This window comes from Nocardiopsis metallicus, assembly GCF_014201115.1.
Taxonomy (GTDB): domain Bacteria; phylum Actinomycetota; class Actinomycetes; order Streptosporangiales; family Streptosporangiaceae; genus Nocardiopsis; species Nocardiopsis metallicus.
In genome coordinates, this window is record NZ_JACHDO010000001.1 from 1,011,832 (window position 1) to 1,032,542 (window position 20,711).

The 20,711-nt window shown below is 71.1% G+C and carries 17 protein-coding genes; 7 read left to right on the top strand and 10 right to left on the bottom strand.

Annotation, left to right across the window (positions count from 1 at the left end):
• Positions 1-48: 48 nt before the first annotated feature.
• Positions 49-252 carry an acyl-CoA carboxylase epsilon subunit gene (locus HNR07_RS04190; protein ID WP_184362161.1) on the top strand — a complete coding sequence of 68 codons (204 nt, stop codon included), beginning with the start codon at positions 49-51 and terminating at the stop codon, positions 250-252.
• Between the two features lie 102 nt (positions 253-354).
• Here HNR07_RS04190 and HNR07_RS04195 read toward each other — a convergent pair whose 3' ends face one another.
• From HNR07_RS04195 to HNR07_RS04220, 6 genes are all read right to left on the bottom strand, one after another.
• A complete protein-coding gene (locus tag HNR07_RS04195) occupies positions 355-1,125 on the bottom strand; it encodes a thioesterase II family protein (RefSeq protein ID WP_184362164.1) in 771 nt (256 codons plus the stop codon).
• A 60-nt stretch (positions 1,126-1,185) separates the two neighbouring features.
• Positions 1,186-2,952, bottom strand: a complete 1,767-nt coding sequence (locus HNR07_RS04200) for an acetyl/propionyl/methylcrotonyl-CoA carboxylase subunit alpha (RefSeq protein WP_184362167.1) — start codon at positions 2,950-2,952, stop codon at positions 1,186-1,188.
• A gap of 106 nt (positions 2,953-3,058) precedes the next feature.
• Positions 3,059-3,817, bottom strand: coding sequence for an SDR family oxidoreductase (locus HNR07_RS04205; RefSeq protein ID WP_184362170.1), 759 nt, complete (start codon positions 3,815-3,817; stop codon positions 3,059-3,061).
• Between the two features lie 198 nt (positions 3,818-4,015).
• On the bottom strand, positions 4,016-4,846 hold the full coding sequence (locus tag HNR07_RS04210) for an NmrA family NAD(P)-binding protein (protein WP_184362173.1): 831 nt from the start codon (positions 4,844-4,846) through the stop codon (positions 4,016-4,018).
• A 27-nt stretch (positions 4,847-4,873) separates the two neighbouring features.
• Positions 4,874-6,499, bottom strand: a complete 1,626-nt coding sequence (locus HNR07_RS04215; protein ID WP_246420075.1) for an MFS transporter — start codon at positions 6,497-6,499, stop codon at positions 4,874-4,876.
• Between the two features lie 66 nt (positions 6,500-6,565).
• Positions 6,566-7,423 carry an NAD(P)H-binding protein gene (locus HNR07_RS04220; RefSeq protein WP_184362176.1) on the bottom strand — a complete coding sequence of 286 codons (858 nt, stop codon included), beginning with the start codon at positions 7,421-7,423 and terminating at the stop codon, positions 6,566-6,568.
• A gap of 81 nt (positions 7,424-7,504) precedes the next feature.
• Between HNR07_RS04220 and HNR07_RS04225 the strand changes: the two genes are divergently transcribed.
• A complete protein-coding gene (locus tag HNR07_RS04225) occupies positions 7,505-8,575 on the top strand; it encodes an AraC family transcriptional regulator (protein WP_246420077.1) in 1,071 nt (356 codons plus the stop codon).
• Here the strand turns inward: HNR07_RS04225 and HNR07_RS04230 are convergent.
• Both HNR07_RS04230 and HNR07_RS04235 read right to left on the bottom strand, forming a co-directional pair.
• Positions 8,490-9,335 (bottom strand): alpha/beta fold hydrolase, encoded by an 846-nt coding sequence (locus HNR07_RS04230; protein ID WP_184362179.1) that lies wholly within the window; start codon positions 9,333-9,335, stop codon positions 8,490-8,492. The genes HNR07_RS04225 and HNR07_RS04230 overlap by 86 nt on opposite strands.
• On the bottom strand, positions 9,332-10,699 hold the full coding sequence (locus HNR07_RS04235; RefSeq protein ID WP_184362182.1) for an FAD-dependent oxidoreductase: 1,368 nt from the start codon (positions 10,697-10,699) through the stop codon (positions 9,332-9,334). Before HNR07_RS04235 ends, HNR07_RS04230 begins: the two co-directional genes overlap by 4 nt.
• A 172-nt stretch (positions 10,700-10,871) precedes the next feature.
• On the opposite strand from HNR07_RS04235, the gene HNR07_RS04240 reads away from it, so the two are divergent.
• Positions 10,872-12,416 (top strand): aspartate aminotransferase family protein, encoded by a 1,545-nt coding sequence (locus tag HNR07_RS04240; RefSeq protein WP_312893582.1) that lies wholly within the window; start codon positions 10,872-10,874, stop codon positions 12,414-12,416.
• Positions 12,417-12,467: 51 nt separating this feature from the next.
• A complete protein-coding gene (locus HNR07_RS04245; protein WP_221318704.1) occupies positions 12,468-12,899 on the top strand; it encodes a pyridoxamine 5'-phosphate oxidase family protein in 432 nt (143 codons plus the stop codon).
• Positions 12,900-12,975: 76 nt separating this feature from the next.
• On the opposite strand, the gene HNR07_RS04250 is transcribed toward HNR07_RS04245, so the two are convergent.
• Positions 12,976-13,527 carry a VOC family protein gene (locus HNR07_RS04250; RefSeq protein WP_184362188.1) on the bottom strand — a complete coding sequence of 184 codons (552 nt, stop codon included), beginning with the start codon at positions 13,525-13,527 and terminating at the stop codon, positions 12,976-12,978.
• A 482-nt stretch (positions 13,528-14,009) separates the two neighbouring features.
• Between HNR07_RS04250 and HNR07_RS04255 the strand changes: the two genes are divergently transcribed.
• Positions 14,010-16,196, top strand: a complete 2,187-nt coding sequence (locus tag HNR07_RS04255) for a BTAD domain-containing putative transcriptional regulator (RefSeq protein WP_184362191.1) — start codon at positions 14,010-14,012, stop codon at positions 16,194-16,196.
• Between the two features lie 88 nt (positions 16,197-16,284).
• Complete coding sequence (locus HNR07_RS04260) at positions 16,285-17,403, top strand: methionyl-tRNA formyltransferase (protein ID WP_184362195.1); 1,119 nt, start codon at positions 16,285-16,287, stop codon at positions 17,401-17,403.
• On the opposite strand, the gene HNR07_RS04265 is transcribed toward HNR07_RS04260, so the two are convergent.
• Positions 17,390-18,508, bottom strand: a complete 1,119-nt coding sequence (locus HNR07_RS04265) for a DUF3866 family protein (protein WP_184362198.1) — start codon at positions 18,506-18,508, stop codon at positions 17,390-17,392. The genes HNR07_RS04260 and HNR07_RS04265 overlap by 14 nt on opposite strands.
• A 128-nt stretch (positions 18,509-18,636) precedes the next feature.
• Between HNR07_RS04265 and HNR07_RS04270 the strand changes: the two genes are divergently transcribed.
• Positions 18,637-20,688 carry a helix-turn-helix transcriptional regulator gene (locus HNR07_RS04270; protein ID WP_184362201.1) on the top strand — a complete coding sequence of 684 codons (2,052 nt, stop codon included), beginning with the start codon at positions 18,637-18,639 and terminating at the stop codon, positions 20,686-20,688.
• Positions 20,689-20,711: the final 23 nt, after the last annotated feature.

The following is a 20,711-nucleotide window of genomic DNA, read 5'->3' on the forward strand; positions in this document are numbered from 1 at the left end:
AGATCGTTTTTGAGTTTCTCTCAAAATTGCGAAAGGAAGGTTTCTGAAATGGTGAACAGCGAGGTAGGCGCGGTGCTCAGGATCGTGCGTGGCGACCCGGACGCCGAGGAGATCGCGGCGTTGGTCGTGGCTCTGGCACAGGCCGCCCGGACCACGGGCGGGGACACCGGACCCGCGCCGGAGCGTCCGCGCTGGTTCCGCGGGCACCGCAACACCTACCGCGCCCCCGGATCCTGGGCGGCGGGGGGCTGAGGGGCGGGTGTCGAAGGGCGCGCGTCCGCCGCATGGCGAGGCCCGCCGTGCCGCGGACGCGGTACGGCGGACCGAAGGGGTGGGCGGGGCCCACGGCAGGGTTCAGGGCACGGGTAGCCGGGGGACGCGATCGGCGATCAGGCGGGTGACCTCGTTCGCGTGTTCGGTCAGGTAGAAGTGCCCGCCGGGCAGGACGTGAACCTCGGCTCCGGCTCCGGTGTGCTCGGCCCAGGACCCGGCGTCCTCCACCGGGAACAGCGGGTCCCGGTCACCGGTGAGGACGGTGAGGGGACAGCCGACCACCGCGTTCGGGGACGGCGTGTGCCCGGCCAGCGCGGTGTAGTCCGCCCGCAGTGCGGGCAGGAACATCGCCCGCAGGTCCGGATCGTCCAGGGCCGCCCTGGTGGTGCCGTGTAGGGCCGCGACCTCGGCGAGGAGCTGGTCATCGGTGAGCCGCCACTGGTTCCTCGGGTAGGCGCGCGAGGGCGGTCGCCGACCGGACAGGATCAGGTGGTCGATCGGTGTACCCGAGACCAGCTCCAGGCGCTCGGCCACCTCGAAGGCGAGCAGGGCGCCCATGCTGTGCCCGAAGAACACCACGGGGGAGCGACCGGGTTCGGTCAGCGGTAGCAGCTCCGCGCTGATTCGGGAGACCAGTTCGTCCAGGTCCGTGATCCCGGGTTCGCTGTGGCGCTCCTGGCGTCCGGGGTACTGCAGGGCCAGGGTGCGCGTGTGCGGGGACAGGGCCGCCGACAGCGGATGGAAGAAACTCGCCGAGCCGCCCGCGTATGGGAAGCAGACCAGCGTCGGTGCCCCGTCATGGGCCGGATGGAAACCGCGTGTCCACGCGGAGGGGCGATCGGGGCTGGGCACGTGCTTCTCCGTTCATCGGGTTACGGGTGTACGGGTTCGGGCTGGCGGCGGGGGATACTCTCAGGCGTCCTTGATGTCGCAGACCACGGCGCCGTTGCCCACGGTCTCGCCCGGGGCGACCTTCAACCCGGTCACGGTCCCGGCCCGGTGCGCGGTCAGCGGCTGCTCCATCTTCATCGCCTCGATCACCACGACCGTCTCGCCCTCGGCCACGGTCTGGCCCTCGGCGGCCACGACCTTGACCACGGTGCCCTGCATCGGCGAGACCAGCGAGTCCCCGCTGGCCGAGGCCGCGCCACCGCTCTTACGGGCGGCGCGCTTCTTCTTCCCACCGCTGTTCCCGGCAGCGGGGGCCGCCGCCACGCCCAGGGAGGCGGGCAGGACCACGTCGATGCGCTTGCCGCCCACCTCCACGGTCACGGTTTCCCGCTCAGGTGTCTCGGCGGTTCCGGGCTCACCCGCCCAGGGCTTGATCTGGTTGTCGAACTCGGTCTCGATCCACCGGGTGTAGACCCCGAACGGCTGGGCGGGGTCGGTGGGGGCGAACGCCGGGTCCTCGACGACGGTCTGGTGGAAGGGGATCACCGTGGGCATCCCGCCGACCTCGAACTCGGCCAGCGCCCGCTTGGAGCGCTGGAGCGCCTCGGTGCGGGTGCGGCCGGTCACGATCAGCTTGGCGACCATCGAGTCGAAGGCCTGGGGGACGGTGAACCCCGCCTCACAGCCGGTGTCCACCCGCACCCCGGGCCCGCCGGGCAGGGTGAAGGAGGTGATGGTGCCGGGGGCGGGCATGAAGCCGCGTCCGGCGTCCTCGGCGTTGATCCGGAACTCGAAGGAGTGTCCGCGGATGGCGGGGTCGTCGTAGCCCAGGGCTTCGCCGTCGGCGATGCGGAACATCTCACGGACCAGGTCGATCCCGGTGACCTCCTCGGACACGGGGTGCTCGACCTGCAGGCGGGTGTTGACCTCCAGGAAGGAGATGGTGCCGTCCACGCCGACCAGGAACTCGCAGGTGCCCGCGCCCACATAGCCCGCCTCCTTGAGGATGGCCTTGGAGGAGGCGTACAGCCGCTGCGTCTGATCGTCGGACAGGAAGGGGGCGGGGGCCTCCTCCACCAGTTTCTGGTGGCGGCGCTGCAGCGAGCAGTCGCGGGTGGAGACCACCACGACGTTGCCGTGGGAGTCGGCCAGGCACTGGGTCTCCACGTGGCGGGGCTTGTCCAGGTAGCGCTCCACGAAGCACTCGCCCCGACCGAACGCGGTGACCGCCTCGCGTGCCGCCGACTCGTAGGCGTCGGGCACCTGGTCCAGGGTGTGGGCGACCTTGAGCCCGCGCCCGCCGCCGCCGAAGGCGGCCTTGATCGCGATCGGCAGTCCGTGCTGCTCGGCGAAGGCCACGACCTCCTCGGCGGAGGTGACCGGGTCGGGGGTGCCCGCGACCAGGGGGGCGCCGACCTTCTGCGCGATGTGGCGGGCCTGCACCTTGTCGCCGAGTGCGGTGATCGCCGCTGGTGGCGGGCCGATCCAGGTGAGCCCGGCGTCGATGACGGCCTGGGCGAAGTCGGCGTTCTCGGCCAGGAACCCGTACCCGGGGTGCACGGCGTCCGCACCGGACTCCGCGGCGATGGTCAGGAGTTTGTCGATGTCGAGGTAGGAGTCGGCCGGGGTGGAGCCGCCCAGGCTGTGGGCCTGGTCGGCGACCTTGACGTGCAGGGCGTGCAGGTCGGGTTCGGCGTAGACGGCGACGCTGGTGATCCCGGCGTCGCGGCAGGCGCGGGCGATGCGCACGGCGATCTCGCCGCGGTTGGCGATCAGAACTTTACGCACGGTCGAGTGCCTTTCCGTCACGGAGGACGGGCACATCGGAACCCCGGCACCGTGGACCCGGCGTCCGGGGTTCCGACGCCCCGAAGATCTGGTGAGACCGTCTCACTCAGACGGCCAGGGCGGACCCGCCACTGACGTCGATCACCTGGCCGGTCACCCAACGGGAGTCGTCCGAGGCCAGGAAGCCGACCACGTCGGCGATGTCGGCGGGCTGACCCAGCCGTCCGAACACCGAGTACCCGGCCGCCAGTGTCCGCCGCTCCTCGTCCTTGATCCACGGGTGGATGGGGGTGTCCACGGTGCCCGGGGCCACGGCGTTCACGGTGATCCCGCGCGAGCCCAGCTCCTGGGCCAGGGTGAGGGTCAGCACGTCGATCGAGCCCTTGGCCGCCGAGTAGGCGATGAGGTCGGGCATGGCCACCTTGGTGACCCCCGAGGAGAGGTTGATGATCCGGCCCCCGTCGCGCAGGCGTGACAGGCCTTCCTTGACGATGAAGAAAGGAGCCTTGGCGTTGACCGCGAACACCTGGTCGTACAGTTCCTCGCTGACCTCGTGGATGTGCGCGTACGCGGCCACCGCGGCGTTGTTCACCAGGATGTCCACGCCCTCGCGGTCGGTGTGCTCGCCGATCCGCTCCTCGAAGGCGGACCACAGGTTCCGGGCGTCGCCCGGAACCCCCAGCTCACCCTGGATCGCGAAGGCCCGGCCGCCGGCTTCCTCGATCTCCGCGACCGTCTCCTTGGCAGGGTCCCGGTCGAACACCGCGACCAGGGCGCCGTCGCGGGCCAGCCGCAGCGCGATTCCCCGGCCGATGCCCCTCGCCCCACCGGTGACCAGTGCCGTCCTGCCGTCCAGTGTTCCCATGCGAAATCCCGTCCTCTCGCCGCCCCGGCATGTCGTGCCGGGTTGTTCGTGACAGTGCCTCGGTGACACTAGTCCGGCGCGGGAAGGCCGTTCTCACCGTTCGGTCATCGGGTAGGCATCCGGTCGTTCGTGCCGGTGGGGCGGGGCCCGGTGCGTGTGCGCGGGACTGCGCAGGACCCGGTAGGGGACCCGTCGCGGTCAGTGCCAGGCCATGGCGGCCTGCCGGGCATAGGACTCGAAGTCCCGGGGCGCGCGCCCCAGGACGCTTTCGACCCCGTCGGTGACCTCGGTGTTGATGCCTGCGCCGAGCAGTTCGAACATGGTGATCAGCGCCAGCGCGTCCTCGTGGGGCACACCCTGGTCGAGTAGCTCCTCCAGGTAACGGCCGCGGGAGAGGGGCTGGAAGGCGATCTCCCGTTCCAGCGCCGCGGACATCGTGCTCACCGCCTCGCCGAAGCTGATCGCCTCGGGCCCGGACAGTTCCAGGGTCTGCCCCTCGAACCCGCCCCGCAGGAGCAGTTCCACCGCGACGTCGGCCACGTCCTGGGCGTCGATGAACGGTTCGTGGGTGGAGTCGATGGGCAGTCCCAGCCTTCCCTGCGCGAGGGCGTCGCGGAACAGACCCTCACCGAAGTTCTGGTCGAAGTTGTTCGGCCGCAGGAGCGTCCAGGACACGCCGCTCTCCCGGACCGCCTCCTCCGCGGCGACCATGTCCGCTCCGAAGGACACCCCGGGTGTGGCGAAGTGCTGGGCGCCCCGGCCCGAGAGGCCCACGATGCGCTCCACCCCCTCCGCCACGGCCAGTTGGACGAAGTCGCGCACGGGACGGGGGTCCTCCGGCGCTACCAGGTAGAGAGCCCGGGTGTCGGTGGCGGCCCCCTTCCAGGTGCTCTCGTCCGTCCAGTCGAACCGTGTCGAGCTCGAACGCGAGGCCGTGCGGTGGGGCACTCCCTCCGCGCGCAGCCGCTCCGCCACGCGGCGGCCGGTCGTGCCCGTGGCACCCAGGACCGTGATCACTCTTTCAGCCATTTTCCGTATCCACCCATCGGTTGAGGGTCAGTTTTCCGAACCGGTGTGTTCTTCGACGCCGTTCTTCGAAGGAGCTGTGTCCCGCACGGGCGTTGTGTCCTGCGAAGGCTCCGGCACCTGGCCGGAGGACACGCTCCGCAGCACCGCGAACGACAGGACGCCCAGCACGGCCGTGATGACGGCGCCCACCCAGGCCGCGCCCGCCACGCCGTCGGTGAAGCCGAGGCGCGCCGCTTCCAGGAGCGCCTCACCGACCTCCGGGGAGAGCCGCTCCGCCTCCGCCGTGGCGGCCGGGATCGAGACGGAAGCCGACTCCAACGCCTCGGCCGGTACGTCCGAGGGAGCCTCCCGGGCCAGTCCTGCCCGGTACAACACGGCTCCCAGGCTGCCCAGCAGCGCGATCCCCGCCGCGAAGCCGATCTCCATGCTGGTCTCCGACAACGAGGAGGCGGCCCCGGCCTTCTCCGCCGGCGCGGACCCCACCACCAGGTCGGTGGCGAGCACCGTCAGCGGTCCGGTTCCGACGTAGAAGAGCGTGAACCCCGCCATCGCCGCGAGCAGGCCGACGTGCGGCGCCTGGGCCAGCAGGACACAGCCCACCGCGGACAGCACCATGGCGGTTCCCAGGACGTTCGCGGGCCCGAACCGGCGGGCCAGGGCCGGTGCGGTCAGGGAGGAGACCACGGTTCCCAGGGCCGAGGGGAGCAGCCATAGCCCGGCCTGGAAGGGCGAAAGTCCCTGTACGGACTGCAGGTACTGGGAGACCAGCAGGTACAGGCCGCCCAGCGTGGCCAGCCCCAGCAGCAGTACGGTCAGCGCCACTCCGAAGGCGCGGTCGGCGAACAGCCGCAGGTCGAGCAGGGGATCGGCCAGCCGCCGCTGCCTGCGCACGAACACCACGCCCAGCAGCAGACCGCCCGCGAGCGCGGCCAGGTACTCCGCGCTCAGGCCGTAGGCGGCCAGTTCCTTGATCCCGTAGACGAACAGCAGGATCGCGGCCAGTGACAGCAGCACGCTGGTCATGTCGAGGCGACCGGCGCCGGGGGCCCGGTACTCGGGCAGCAGGAACGGCGCGGTGACCAGCAGCAGCACCATCACCGGCACCCCCATCAGGAACACCGAACCCCACCAGAAGTACTCCAGCAGCAGACCCCCCACGAGCGGACCGGAGGCGGCCCCCACCGAGAAGCAGGTCGCCCAGACCCCGATGGCCGTGCCCCGCTGGCCGGGGTCGCGGAACATGTTGCTGATCAGTGCCAGCGTGGAGGGCATCAGGGTCGCCCCGGCGATCCCCAGGGCCGCCCGGGCCGCGATGAGCATCGCGGGGCTGGTCGCGTAGGCCGCGACCAGGGAGGCCGCGGCGAACCCGGCGGCACCGATCATCAGCAACCGCCTGCGGCCGATCCGGTCACCCAGGGAACCCATGGTGACCAGGAACGCCGCGATCATGAAGCCGTAGGCGTCGATGATCCACAGCATCTGGGTACTGCTCGGCTCCAGGTCGGCGCTCAGGTGTGGGACCGCCAGGTTGAGCACGGTGATGTCCAGCGTCAGGAGCGTGGTGGGCAGCGCCAGGACTGCCAGCCCGATCCACTCCCGCGCCCCGGCCCGCGGGGGCCGGGTGTCGCGCGCCGGGACGGCGGACGGTTCCATGGTGTCCTTCCTCATCGGTACACGGCGGTCCGGGGCGTTCCCGGGCCGCCGCCTTGGTCAGCGGTGTCAGCGGTTCCAGGCCCCGGAGGCCTCGGCGTCCTCGACGAACGCGGAGAACGGGCGCGGAGGCCTGCCCAGCGCGAGCCGGACGCCGTCGGACACGTGCGAGTCCAGCCCCAGCCGGATGGGGGAGAGCACGGCCTCGTAACCCCGGGCGTCTTCCTCGGACATCCCCTGGGTGACCTTCTCCGCGACGAACTCCTCGGGTGTCAGCCGCACGTGGCGCACGCTCCGGCCGGTTCCGGCGGAGATCGCCTCGGCCACCTCGTCCAGGGTCAGGGCGCGCGGACCGGTCAGCTCGTAGACCTGACCGGAGTGGCCCGACCCGGTGAGGGCCTCGGCGGCCACGGCACTGATGTCCTCGGCGTCCACGAAGGCCACCGGCACGTCGCCGTCGGCCAGCCGGAGCTCCCCCGCGACGACGTCCTCGCGCAGAAAGCCCACGCTGAGGTTCTGGGCGAACCAGCCCGGCCGCAGGATGGTCCACTCCGCGCCGCTGGTGCGCACCGCCTCCTCACCGGCCAGGTGGTGGGCGACCGCCTCGTTCCCCTCGCCCCCGTAGCCGGGCACGTCCACGCCGCGCCCCGAGAGCAGGACGATCCGGCGCACGCCGAGGTCGACGGCGGCGCGCACGAAGTCGGCAGTGAGCGGTTCGGGGTCGTAGGGGAGCAGGTAGAGGGCGTCGACCCCCTTCAGGGTCGGCTCCCAGGTGCTGCGGTCGAGCCAGTCGAAGCGGTGCTCGGAGGTGCGGGAGGCGGCGCGCACGTCGTGGCCGCCCTGACGGAGCAGTTCGGTCAACCGGCGGCCGGTCGTGCCGGAGCTTCCCGTGACCAGCACGGTACCGAGAGTCGTGTTCTGAGTCATGACACAGAGTCAACACCCGGGTTATGAGACTCTCCATGGTTGGGAGGCTCACTCCGATGTTCCATCGTCTACATTGAAGTTATGGACGCTCTAGCGGATCTCCTCGACGGGGTCAGGGCCCGCGGTTCCCTGTTCAGCCAGACCCTGTTGAGCCCACCCTGGTCCCTGCTCTTCTCCCACCCCACGGCCCTGACGGTGGTCACCATGGTCCGGGGGAGCGGCTGGCTGCTCCCGGAGGGCGGCGAACCGCTGCGGCTGGACAGCGGTGACATCGCCATCGTGCAGGGCCCCGGTCCGCACACCGTGGCCGACCAGCCCGACACCGTGCCGCAGTACGTGATCAGCGAGGCGGACGTGTGCACCACCCCCGACGGCACACCGGTCCGCGCCGAACTCGCCCTGGGGCTGCGGGTGTGCGGAGTCAGCCCGGACGGCCCCGACCTGCTGCTCAGCGGCTCCTACGACGTGGCGGGCGAGGTCAGCCGGCGCCTGCTCTCGGTCCTGCCCCGCGCGTTCGTCGTTCCGGCCACCGAGTACCGGTGCGCTGCGATGGGCCTGGTGGTGGAGGAGACCCTCAAGGAACGGCCCGGCCAGCAGGTCGTGCTCGACCGCCTCCTGGACCTGGTGCTGATCTCCACCCTGCGGCACTGGTTCGACCGCCCCGAGACCCGGGCACCCAGCTGGTATCCCGCGATGGCCGACCCGGTCGTCGGCAGTGCGCTGCGCCTGATGCACGAGCGGCCCGCGCAGCCGTGGACAGTTGCCTCCCTGGCCGAACGCTGCGGTGTCTCGCGCGCCTCCCTGGCCCGGCGCTTCAACACGCTCGTCGGTGAACCGCCGATGTCCTACCTGACCGAGTGGCGCATCACCCGTGCCGCCGAGTACCTGCGCGAGGGTGAGACCACCGTGGAGAGCATCGCCCACCGGGTGGGCTACTCCAGCGCCTTCGCGCTGAGCGTCGCCTTCAAACGCATGCGCGGGACGACCCCCACCGACTACCGCAGGGCCTTGTGGGAGAGGGCCCCGCGTGCGGCGGGGACGTCCCGCGTCCCGCGCACGCCCGAACTCACCCGCGGACGCGTCCCAGGATCTCCTCGCTCACCGTTCCGGGAGCCTGTTGAGGCTGCCAGTGCGAGGTCTTCTCCAGAGTGACCAGCCGGTAGGGGCCGGTCACGTACTCCGCGGTCCGTTCGGCCGCCGTGGTGCTCACCGCCGGGTCGGTCCGGCTCCACACCAGTGTGCTGGGAACCGCGACCGGCCCCAGGTCGAACCGTTCTCCGAGGAGGTTGTTGGCCCGGTACCAGTTCAGTGCGGCGTCGAGCACACCGGGCCGCGAGTGCCAGGTGACGTAGCGGGAGATCTGCTCCTCGGTGAGCACGTCGCCCGCCTGCCGGAACCAGGCCTGCAGTTGGGCGCCGTCGTCGGCCAGGAACACGTCCGCGGTGTCCTTCGCCATGAGGAACTCGACGTACTTCGACCCGGCGCGCTGTTCGGGGTCGTCCCGGTAGGCGTCCTGGTAGGCATCCAGGTGGGGGATGGCCACCGCGGTCAGGCTGCGTACCCGGTCGGGGTGGCGGGCCGCCAGGTACCAGGCGACCGCGGCCCCCCAGTCGTGCCCCACCACGTGCGCGGAGTCCGCGCCCAGGGCGTCGAGCACCTCCAGCGCGTCCGCGGCCAGCAGCGGCAGAGCGTAGGCGGAGACGTCCCGGGGCCGGGCCCCGTCGCCGTAGCCGCGCTGGTCGAAGGTGACGGTGCGGACCCCGGCGCGGACCAGCTCGGGGACCACGTCGTCCCAGGACCGGTGGTGGTGCGGGAACCCGTGCAGCAGCAGGACGGTCGGGCCGTTCTCGGGGCCCTCGACGTAGGTGTCGAAGCTGAGCCCGCCGCTCGCGCCGACGCGGAGGCGGGTCATCGTCGCGCTCCTTCGACCTCGGCGGTCTCGGTGCCCTTGGCCCCGGCGGCCTCCACCCGGTCCAACAGCTCCAGGAACTCCGGGTCGCCCAGGGCCGAGGGCGGGTCGACCAGCCCGATCACCCGCGCGTAGCGGGCGGCCACCTCACCGCTGAGCGCGGCCGCGTGCTGGACCCGGGTGACGTGTTCGTGGGCCCGCAGCACGGCCTCGTCGCGCACCCCCTCCACTTCGGGGAAGCTGAGGTCGGCGCCGACCGCCATCTGCCAGACTCCGTCGACGGCCTCCTCCGCCAGGCTCTTGAAGTAGGAGGTTGGCGCCGGGCGCACTTCCTGGGCCAGGTGGCGGCGCAGGACCAGCGAGCTCATCGCGGCGACCGTCATGCCCTGGGCGTAGCTGGGGTTGAAGCTGCACACCGCGTCCCCGATGACCAGCAGACCCTCGGGGAAGTCGGTCAGCCGCTCATAGTGGCGGCGCAGGTTGGTGGGGAAACGGTACTGGACCGGGTCGGTGATCGGCTCGGAGCGTTCGAGCACCCGCTGGATGTCCGGTGCCGCCAGGGAGCCGATGAACTCCATGAACCCGTCGGGGGTGGTGGCGGCGTGGTCGCCCAGGATGCCGTACGCCGTCACGATCGTGCGGCCGCCGTCCACCTTCTGGCAGATCGTGCCCCGGGGGATGCCCGCGGAGGCCACCGTGTTGATCGAGATGTCCCCCTCGAAGGCCTCGTGGGAGGTGCGGTAGAAGCGCGTGGTGTACCCGAGGCCGATCTTGTGCTTCTCCTCCTCGGGGCGGCCGAAGCCCAGCTCCGCCAGCCACAGCGGGGTGCGCGACCCCCGGCCGGTGGCGTCCACCACCAGGTCGGCGGGGACCTCCTCCTCGACGCCCCCGCGCTCGACCACGACCCCGGTGACGGTACGCCCGTCGGGGGCGGTGACCAGGCGTAGGAGGTCGGTGCTCGGGGACAGTTCGACCTCGGGCACCTCCAGGAGCCGCTCCCGGATGTGGCGTTCGAGGAAGGGCCGGGTGCAGGTGATGACGGTCAACCCGGAGTCGGCCCGGCGCAGGTGGCGGCCGTTGATGATCCAGCGCACGTCCCGTGCCACGTCGCCGTGCTGGGCGCCGTCGGCGATCAGCTCCTCAGTGATCCCCGGGAAGTGCTCCTCCATGATCTGCTGGCCCCGGGCCAGCAGGCCGTGCAGGTGCCCGGCCTGGGGCAGTCCGCGCCGAGCCGAGACCGGGACCGACAGCTCGTCCCGGTCGATCAGGGTCACCTTCGCGTGGCTTTCCGCAACCACCCGGGCGGCGAACAGCCCGGCCACTCCGGCTCCCAGGACAACGGCGTGTCCGCGTTTCTCATTGCTCATTGGAAATCCTCTTCCCTGTGGCGGGTGATCAAGCTATCCGGGGAAGTTCAACCGTCCGGTCATTTTCTTTCGAGCAGTCAGTTGAGGAGCGCTGTTACACCGCAATTACCAGGTTAGGATCGCGTTTTCGTACGCTCCGACCAGCGTTGTGGGATACCGAAAGGAATCAGAAGTGAACTCTGGGCGTGCGGTACCCGAACTCGCCGAACCCTACTTGCGTGGGGTCCTGGCGACCGCCGGACTCGACGTCGAATACGTCCGCTCTGAGAAGGACACCGTCTACTACCTGGACGGTCAGGGCGAGGAGGTGGCCGTCCTGGACGTCGTGGGCGGCTACGGCTCCCTGCTCCTGGGGCACAACCACCCCGACATCAACGACTACGCCGTCGAACTGCTGAGCTCGGGCGTGCCGGTGCACGCCCAGTTCTCCAAACACCCCTATGCCAACGAGCTGGCGGACGCGCTCAACCGGATCCTGCACCGGGAGCTCGACACCGAGCAGCGCTTCTACGCCATCTTCACCAACAGCGGCGCCGAGGCGATCGAGGCGGCGGTCAAGAACGCCGAGCTCGACCGGCAGCTGCGCCTGGCCGACCTGACCGCGCGGATCGACACCGACATCGAGGCGGCCCGCGCGGCCGTCGCCGCCGGTGCGGCCACCCTGCCCGAGGGCCACACCGACGCCGACGCTCTGGCGGAGGGCGTCCGCTCCGACAACGCGGCCAGACTGGCCGCCGGGCCCCTCTTCCTCGCCCTGGAAGGCGGGTTCCACGGCAAGCTGGTGGGCAGCGTGCAGTACACCCACAACGAGGTATACCGCTCACCCTTCAGTGCCCTGGCCGCACAAGCCAGGTTCGTCCCGCCCAACGACGCCGGGGCGCTGCGCGCGGCCGTCGCCGCCGAGGACGCCCGGCTGGACACCCTGACCGTCGTCGACGGTCAGGTGCTGCGGACCGCGGTTCCCTTCCCGCTGTTCTGCGCCCTGCTCGTCGAACCGGTCCAGGGGGAGGGCGGTATTCACGAGCTGACGGCGGAGTTCGCCGAGCAGATCCGCCTGGTCTCCCAGGAGATCGACTGCCCGGTCATCGTGGACGAGATCCAGAGCGGTATGGGCCGTACCGGCGCGTTCCTGTCCTCGGCCCAGATCGGGCTGGAGGGCGACTACTACACGCTGGCCAAGACCCTGGGTGGGGGAGTGGCCAAGGCCGGGGTGATGCTGGTCCGGGAGAACCGCTACCGCGAGGCGTTCGAGATGGTCCACAGCTCGACCTTCGCCAAGGACGCCTTCTCCTGCCTGGTGGGTAACCGGGTGCTGGAGGTCCTGGAGGCCGATGACGGGGCGGTGTACCGCCGGGCTGCCGAGCGGGGTGAGCGGCTGCGGCGGATGCTGGAACTGATCGTGGAGGACTATCCGCAGGTCCTGCGCGAGGTGCGCGGACGCGGTCTGATCCTCGGGCTGGAGTTCGCCGACCAGTCGGAGTCCGGCTCCGAGGAGATCAGGGAAAGGGCCCGCTCCGGGTTCTTCGGTTACCACCTGGCGGGGTATCTGCTCCGTGAGCACCGCATCCGGGTGTTCCCCACCGCGAGCGCCATGCAGACCCTGCGTTTCGAGCCCTCCGTGTACATCACCGACGCGGAGGTCGACCGACTGGAGCAGGGACTGCGCGAGCTGTGCCGGCTGTTGCGCGACGGGGACCCCAAGGTGTTCCAGTTCTGACCCCCCGGGGTCACCGCGAAGAGGAATGAGGACGAGGCAGTGTCGTTGCCCGTGCGAGAGCGAGAGAAGTTCCTGGCCGAACCGCGCATCGCCACCCTGGCGGTGCGGCGCGAGGGGGACGCGGGGCCGTTCACCGTGCCGATCTGGTACCACTACGAACCGGGCGGCGACCCGTGGATCGTCACCTACCAGAAGTCGCGCAAGTCCCGGTTGATCGAACTGGCGGGTCGGTTCACACTGATGGTCGAACGCGTGGAGCCGACCCTGAGGCACGTCTCGGTGGAGGGGCCTGCCGAGCGTGAGGACGCCACCTGGGAGCAGCTCCGGGGGATCGCCACCCGCTACATGGGCGAGGAGGGCGGCCGCAGGTTCGTCGAGGAGAACTGGTCCTCCCCCGAGGGGCAGGTCCTCTACCGGCTGCGCCCCGAGCGGTGGGTCGGCCAGGACGTGGGCGCACTGCCGGGGATGAGGGTGGCGCGCTAGATGTACTGACCACAGAGGATGTGTGCGGTGGGGCCGCCCCGCGGGGCGGCCCCACCTTTCGCGTGTCCCGGTGGGCTCAGCTTCGGGAGCCGGCCTCCTCCCACGTCCCGTCGAAGGTGAACATGCGGGCGCTCTCGCCCTCGGCGGACGCCATCTCCGCGGGGATCTCGATCACCTCCAGCTGGAGCCCCCACGGGGTGGTGAAGTACACCCACCGGTCACCGGCGAGCGGGCCCTCCTCGATGCTGCCGGGACTGCCGAGGAGGCGGACCTCCGGGCGGCCGCGCAGGTAGTCGTTGGCCTTGTCGATGTCCTCGACCTGGATGGCCAGGTGGTGGCCGCCCACGTCACTCGCCTTCGGTACCCGCTTGCTCTGATCCGGGGCGGAGTACTCGAAGAGTTCGAGGTTGGTGGTCGGGCCCAGCCGGAGCAGGGCCAGGCGCACGGTGGAGTCGGGGTGGACGTCGAGCTTCTGGGCGATCCACTGCCCCTTGGGGTCCTCGACCGTGTCCAGGCGGTAGACGACAGCCGCCCCGAGCACCTCGGTGAAGAAGTCGACGGCCTCCTCCAGGGCGGGGACGGTGAGTCCGACGTGGTGGACCGACCGTGCTCCGGGAATTCCTGCCATGAGTGATGACCTCTTTGTTTGTCATATTGCTGAAACAATAAAGTGGAACAAAATGCCAGGGCGCACGCGCTGTCAATGGATTTGTCTGGGCGTTGGTGGGATGTTTGTCACTTCCCACTTCCATTCTGTTCACTCCCTGATCGCATGGAACGTCTCCTTGGTTCAGGCGTGCGCAGCGTGGCTCTCTCAGGTTAGGTGTTGCGCGCCGGATGGGCATATTGGTTGGGTGCCCTGTCCGGAATCGGCCAGAACTTCGCTGGATGCGTGTCTTTGAATGTAGCCTTTGGGCGCAGTCTGTTCGGGGATATCTGCGGGAAGTGAATTTCCATCTTTTGTGTGCATCGCGTTACAGTGCGGAATCGTTCCCGGTGGTGGAGGTTCACTCCTTGCCACACGGTCAGTGGACGCACGGTGCCCCGCTTCGGGCGTGAGAGAAGCGCAGGAGAGGTATGTGGATCCCCAATGGCTATGAGGAGTGAGCCTTGGTTGAGTTCAGGATGCTCGGCCCGCTAGAGATGGTGCATGACGGCCGCAGCCAGGACCTGAGGGGTGTCAAACAGAGGGCCACCCTGGCCTACCTGCTCCTACGCCCGAACCGGGCGGTGCCCACCAGCGAGCTGATATCGGCGCTCTGGGAGACACAGGACCCGCCCCAGACGGCCCGCAAGATCATCCAGAACGCCGTGTGGAACCTCCGGCGAACCCTGGACACGTGCTCCACCGACCCTGATCCGGTCCGCCTACGCACCCAGGAGCCCGGTTACGTCCTCTACGTCGGCACGGAGCAGGTGGACCTGCTTCGCTTCCAGAGACTGGCGGGGGAAGGGCGCGCGCTGCTGGTAGGCGGGAAGGCGGAGTCGGCCGAACGCGCTCTCAAGGAGGCGCTGTCGCTGTGGCGCGGTCCGCTCCTGGCCGACCTGGCGGAGGCAGGGATGCTCTGGCCCGAACTGGCCAGCATCCAGAACACCCGCCTGGACGTCGCCGAGGACTACTACGATGCCGCCCTGAGCGGAGGCCACCACCACTCCGTCCTGAGTGGACTGGAGACCCTCTCTGAGACCGAGCCCCTGCGGGAGCGGCTGAGCGGACAGCTGATGCTCGCCCTCTACCGCTGCGGGCGCCAGGCCGACGCCCTGCATGTATACCAGCGGGTGCGCGGCACGCTCATCGAGGAACTGGGCCTGGAACCGGGGAGGGAGCTGCGCGGCATCCAGCAGGCCATCCTCGCCCACGACCCCGCGCTCATGACCTGGGACTGCTCTGACCCCGTGCGCCTGAGCCCCGCCGCCCCCGAGGAGCCGGCTGTCAGGACCCCGGACCGTGAAGGACCCGCCACGACACCCGCCACCGCAGCACCCGCCCCCGAAACAGCCGAGCCCGGGCGGAGCGCGGACACCCCGAGCATGAGCAGGTACTACGAGACCAGCGTGGTCATGATCCGGCTCAAGGTCCACCCGGACTGCCAGCTGCTGGACGCGGAGCGCGCTGACATGATCCGCCTGTACATGACCGACACCGTCCGTGAGGTCGTCGAGTGCTACGGGGGCAACGTCACAGCCGCGATCGGCACCACCGTCCTGGCCCTGTTCGAGCCCGGGGAGAAACACCGCGACCACGTGGGCCGGGCCTCCCACATGCTGCTGAACCTGCGCGAGATCCTCGCCGCAGACGAGGGCACGGTCTTCCCGGTCGGCGCACTGACCCTGAACGCCGCGGTGTGCAGCGGGGCGGCGGTGATCAGCCGGCACGAGACGCACGACGGCAACGTGCGGACCATGGTCCTGGGCCAGCTCGTCGAGAGGTGCGAGGAGCTCCTGGCCACCGCCGGGAGCAACGAGATCGTGGTGGACGAGTCCACCCGCAGCGCGCCCAACACCACGGTGCTCGTCGCCGGTTCGGACCAGTGCCGACGGGTCCTGACCGCGCGCTGGGAGTACCCGGAGTGCCACGAGGGCGCCCTGGTGGACCGCGACCACGAACTCGAGCTGCTGGAGGGCATGATCCGCTGGGTCCAGCACCGGCACACGCCCAAACTCGTCACCCTGCTCGGCGGCGCGGGCGTGGGCAAGACCCGGCTGCTCGTGGAACTCCAGCACCGTGCCGGTCTGAAGGGGGAGGACACCCGGGTGCTCGCGGTCCAGGTCCCCTCCCCCAGGTCCTTGGGGGCACGGGCGACCGACATCGTGATCGCGGGCCTGCTAGCCGAGTTCTGCGGCCTGAACCCGCACGACACCAGGGACGAGGCCCGCGAGAAACTGCGCCGGTGCGCGGGTGAGCTGTCCGCGGACGACGAGGAGGCGCTCACCGTCCTGCTCCCGCCGGGCCCCCTCCCCGCCAAGGGGGAGAGCTGCCCCGATCGGCTGGCGGCGCTGGTACGTCTGCTCAGACACGCGGCCCGCGAACGGACCCTGCTCCTGCTCTTGGACGATCTGCATCGTGCCCACGACGATCTCCTGGGCGCCATCGAGGAGCTGGTGGGTACCGGCGACCTGACCCTGGTCGTGGTGACAGGAGCCCAGGAGGAGCTTCTGGAGCGCCGCCCCAGCTGGGGCGGCGCTCAGGGGCACGCGCTAACCCTCACTCTCGCACCCCTGCCGACCCTCACCCTGAGCGACTACGAGCACGCCCTGGAGGAGCGCCGCGCGGAACTGGCCGACGGTCGGGTCTGACACGCAGACGGGCCCGGACCTGCGCGCGGGAGCGGGGCCGGATGCGTAGAGTCAGTCACCCAGGGTGAGCATTGGGCGAGGGGGAACCATGCCAGACCAGCGGCGGTACTGCTATGTGTCCGGTCTGCGCCTGGGGGTTCCGGCACTGGAGGAGCTCTGTGCCCAGGGCCGTCCGCCGCACCTGGTGGTCTCCTATCCGGCCGAACTGGCGCACCGCTCCGGCTACGTGGACTTCGAGGAGATCACCCGCCGTCACGACCTGCCCCACCTGCGAGCCGCCGACATCAACACCGACGAGGTGCGCGACGCCCTGAGCGCGCACCGGATCGACCTCATGGTGGTCGCGGGCTGGTCGCAGCTGGTCCACGAACAGGTCCTGTCCTCCCTGCCCTTGGGCGGCGTGGGCCTGCACCCCTCCCCGCTGCCGGTCGGCCGCGGCCGCGCGCCCATCCCCTGGACGATCCTGCGCGACATGCGCTCCAGTGCCGTCACCCTCTTCCACCTCGAACGCGAGGCCGACGCGGGCGACGTCGTGGACCGCATCTGGTTCGACCTGGCCGCCGACGTCACCGCCACCGGCCTGTACGAGCGGGTCGCGCACCTGCAGTCCGAGCTGCTCGTACGCAACCTGGAGGCGCTCCTGGAGGAACGCGCCCCCCGCCGCCCGCAGACTGGCCACGTCTCCGTGTGGCCACGCCGCCGCCCCAGCGACGGCCGCCTGGACCTGACGGCTGCCGGACGGGACGTGGACCGGATGGTGCGCGCCCTGGCCGCCCCCTACCCCGGTGCCTTCGCGATGTTCGGCGGGGCCCGGATCACCCTGTGCGGAGGCAGCCTGTCCGAAGAGGTCGTGGGCGGCGACCCGGGCCAGATCGTCTCCGCCGGGCCGGGCCGCGAGTGGGGTGTCACCTGCGGGGACGGCAGCGTGTTCGTGCCCGAGGCGGTGCGCGTGGACGAAGGCGTGCTCGCCGATCCGACCTCCCTGGCCATGTTCCGTCCGGGGCGCTACTTCGACGCCCCCTCCGAGCACATGCTCGCCGCGACCCGCCGCACCCCGGTCCCCGGCAACGGCGACGCCGAACACCGCCGTCCCGCCGCCCGGATCCATGACGGACCCGACGACCAGTTCGACGATGAGCTCGGCGGCCGCCACGGCGACCAGCTCGACAGCCGGTTCAACACCCGCGGCGGCCTCAACCGTCGATGAGGGTGGCGGCGTGCCGCCCGGCAGCGGCCGCGCTCAGGAAGGCCGCCCGGTCCTCCTCCAACCCGCGCCCCATCGTGGACACCTTCACCGGCAGCGACCGCACCTCGTCCTCCAGGCCCTGCACCGACACCTCCACGAGCGTGTGCCGCTCGCCCAGGTGCCAGGCCTGGTCGCGAACGCGCTCACCGAAGAAACCGGGCAGGCTGGGGACCACCACGTCCGCCGGGGCCAGGGCCACCCGCCCGTAGGCGGTCAGGCTGTGGTGTGACACTCCCCGGTGCCGACCGCGCGCGTCCGCCTCACTGATCCGCAGGCTGGCCACCGGCCGCCCGCCCAGGACGGCCGCGGCATTGATCGCCTCGCCGCAGGCCACCCCCGAGAACCCCCACGGGGTGCCGGTCCCCAGGTTGCCCGGCCCCTGGCACACCACCGCGATCTGCGCCCCCAGCACGTGCCGGGCGGCCAGCAGCCCCGAATGCACGGTGACCGCCTCCAGGTCGCCGCCGAAAGCCTGCCCCGTCGTCACACACCCGGTGAGCAGGCCGTCCTCGCGCAGCGCCCCCACGATCCGCGAGAACGCGGCGGGCAGCGCTCCGCCGTCCAGCATCACGTTGACCACCCGGGTGCCGGGGCGTTCGGCGCGCACCCCCGCCAGCACGGCGGGCAGCGCGGAGTGCAGGTCGGCCACGACCACCGGCATCCCGTCGATCCCGTCGGCCGTACGCAGCGCCTCGTGGTGCGGCGAACCCTGCTCGTCCGCGCCCAGCACGGTGGCCTGGAGCGGGGTGTAGCGGGCCTTGACCAGGTGCCCGGGGCCTTGGCGGTCCGCGGGAAGCCGATCGGGGAGGGCCACCACCAGGGCGTATCCGCCGGTGCCCAGCCCCAGGTCCAGCGCCCCGGTGTTGAGCAGGACGGTGTCGCCGACCTCGGGGGTGCCGACCAGGTCCGTGTAGGCCAGCGCACGGCAGGTCACCGACGCCTCCGAGCTCTTACCGGTACCCTCTCCTGTGCCTTCCCCGTCAGCGGGTACCGAGACCGCGCACAGACGGACCCCGGGCCAGGAGGGCAGGACCTGACGGACTTCACCACGGCGCCACCGGATCATGCTGGGCACGGTACCGTCGGAGCTGAACCGAAGGTGGGAGGACGCGCCCTGGCGGCCCCGCCCGGTCCAACCACCAGACGGTGACCCCACCACAGCGGGCAACACAGCGGGTAAGAGGAGTGCGGACGATGTCGCGCAGGAAGACCGAACGGCAGCTGAACCTGGTCATCTGCCTGTTGTCCACCCGGCGCCACCTGACCGCGCAGGAGATCCGCGCGACCGTCCACGGCTACGCCGAGGCCGATACCGAGTCCGCCTTCAAGCGCATGTTCGAGCGGGACAAGCGGGAGCTGCGCGACAGCGGCATCCCCATCCAGGTCGGTACCGCAGACGCCTTCAGCGGCGAGGAGGGCTACCGGATCTCCCGCTCGGACTACGAGCTGCCCGAGATCGAGCTCCTCCCCGACGAGGCCGTCGTGCTGGGTCTGGCCGCCCGCGCCTGGCGGCACGCCTCCCTGGGCGAGGCCGCCGCCAACGCCCTGTTCAAGCTCCGCTCGGCCGGGGTCCCGGTGGACACCGAGGCCGCCCCCGGACTGACCCCGGCGATGCGCACCGACGAACCCGCCTTCGGCCCCGTCTGGCAGGCGATCCGCGACCGCCGCCCGATCTCCTTCGACTACCGCAAGCCCGGGCAGAGCCGGGCCCAGCGCCGGGAGATCGAGCCCTGGGGCATCGTCAACCTGCAGGGCCACTGGTACGTGGTCGGCCACGACCGGCTGCGCGACGCCCGCCGGGTGTTCCGCCTGGGCCGGATCCGGGGCGGGGTGCGGGTGGTGCGCACCGGCCCGGACGTGGTCGTGCCCGAGGGCGTGGACCTGCGTTCGGTCGCCTCCCGGCACAGCGCCGTGCCCGAGCGGACCGCGACCCTGCGGGTGCGCACCGACTCCGCGCACGCCCTGCGACGCCGCGCGCTGCGCGTGGTCCCGGGGGAGCGGGACAGCACCGGCGCCGGTTGGGACACGCTCACCCTGCCCTACACCAGCACGAGCGGGCTGGTGCGGCAGGTGGCCGCGTACGGTGCGCGCGCGGTGGTGGTGGAGCCCGAGCAGGCCCGGGCGGCGATGGTCGAGCACCTGACCGGGGTGGTCGAGAGCGCCGAGACCGCGGGGAACGCGGAGGCCGCCGGGGAGCAGGAGGGTGAGCACACCCCCGCGCGCGGCCCCCGTTCCGCCGATCAGCTGCGCCGGCTGCTCATGCTGGTCCCCTACGCGCTCGGCCGCGACGTGCGGGTGCCCGAGGTGGCCCGGCACTTCGGACTCAGCGAGAAGCAGGTGGTCTCGGACCTGAGCCTGCTGTGGATGTGCGGCCTGCCCGGCTACACCCCCGGCGACCTGATCGAGGTGGACCTGGACGCGGCCAAGGAGACCGGCGAGATCATCATCGCCAACGCCGACACCCTGGCCCAGCCGCTGCGGCTGACCGCGGACGAGGCGGCCAGCCTGGTCGTGGGCCTGTCCCTGCTGGAGGCGCTGCCCGAGGCGCAGGGCGTGGAGGGCGGTGCCCTCAAGCGGGTGGGGGAGAAGCTGCGCACCGCCGCCGGCGGAGCCGTGAGCGACCTGGCCGACGCGGTGCAGGTGCGGGTCGAGGTGGACGAGCAGGTGGCTCAGACCCAGCAGCGCTGCGCCGACGCCCTGGGAGCCGGGCAGCGCCTGCACCTGCGCTACCTGTCCGGGTACCTGGACCAGGTGACCGAGCGCGACGTGGACCCCATGGGGCTGGTGGTCCAGGACGGCCAGACCTTCCTCGAGGGGTACTGCCACCTGCGTGAGGACGTGCGGCTGTTCCGCCTGGACCGGGTCCTGGAACTGACCGTGCTGCCCTTCGCCGCCGAGGTGCCCGAGGGGGTGGCCCGCCGCGACCTGTCCGCCGGGGTGCTCCAGCGCTCCGAGCGCGACGCCCTGGTGACCCTGCTCCTGGAGCCCTCCGCGCGCTGGGTCACCGAGGACTACGTGTGCGAGTCGACGGCGGAGCTCCCGGGCGGCGGGGTGCGGGCGACCCTGCGCACCCCCGCCCCGGCGTGGGTGGCCAGGCTGGCCCTGTCCCTGGGGCGGGAGGGGCGCCTGGTGTCTCCGGAGGGACTGGCCAAGGACGTCCGGGCCGAGGCCCAGCGGGCCCTCGACCACTACGGCCCAGGGCAAACCTCCGGAAAATTGGTCGAGACCACTTCGTCGCCGGAGTGAGGCTCACCTGTTCACCGGGGGGT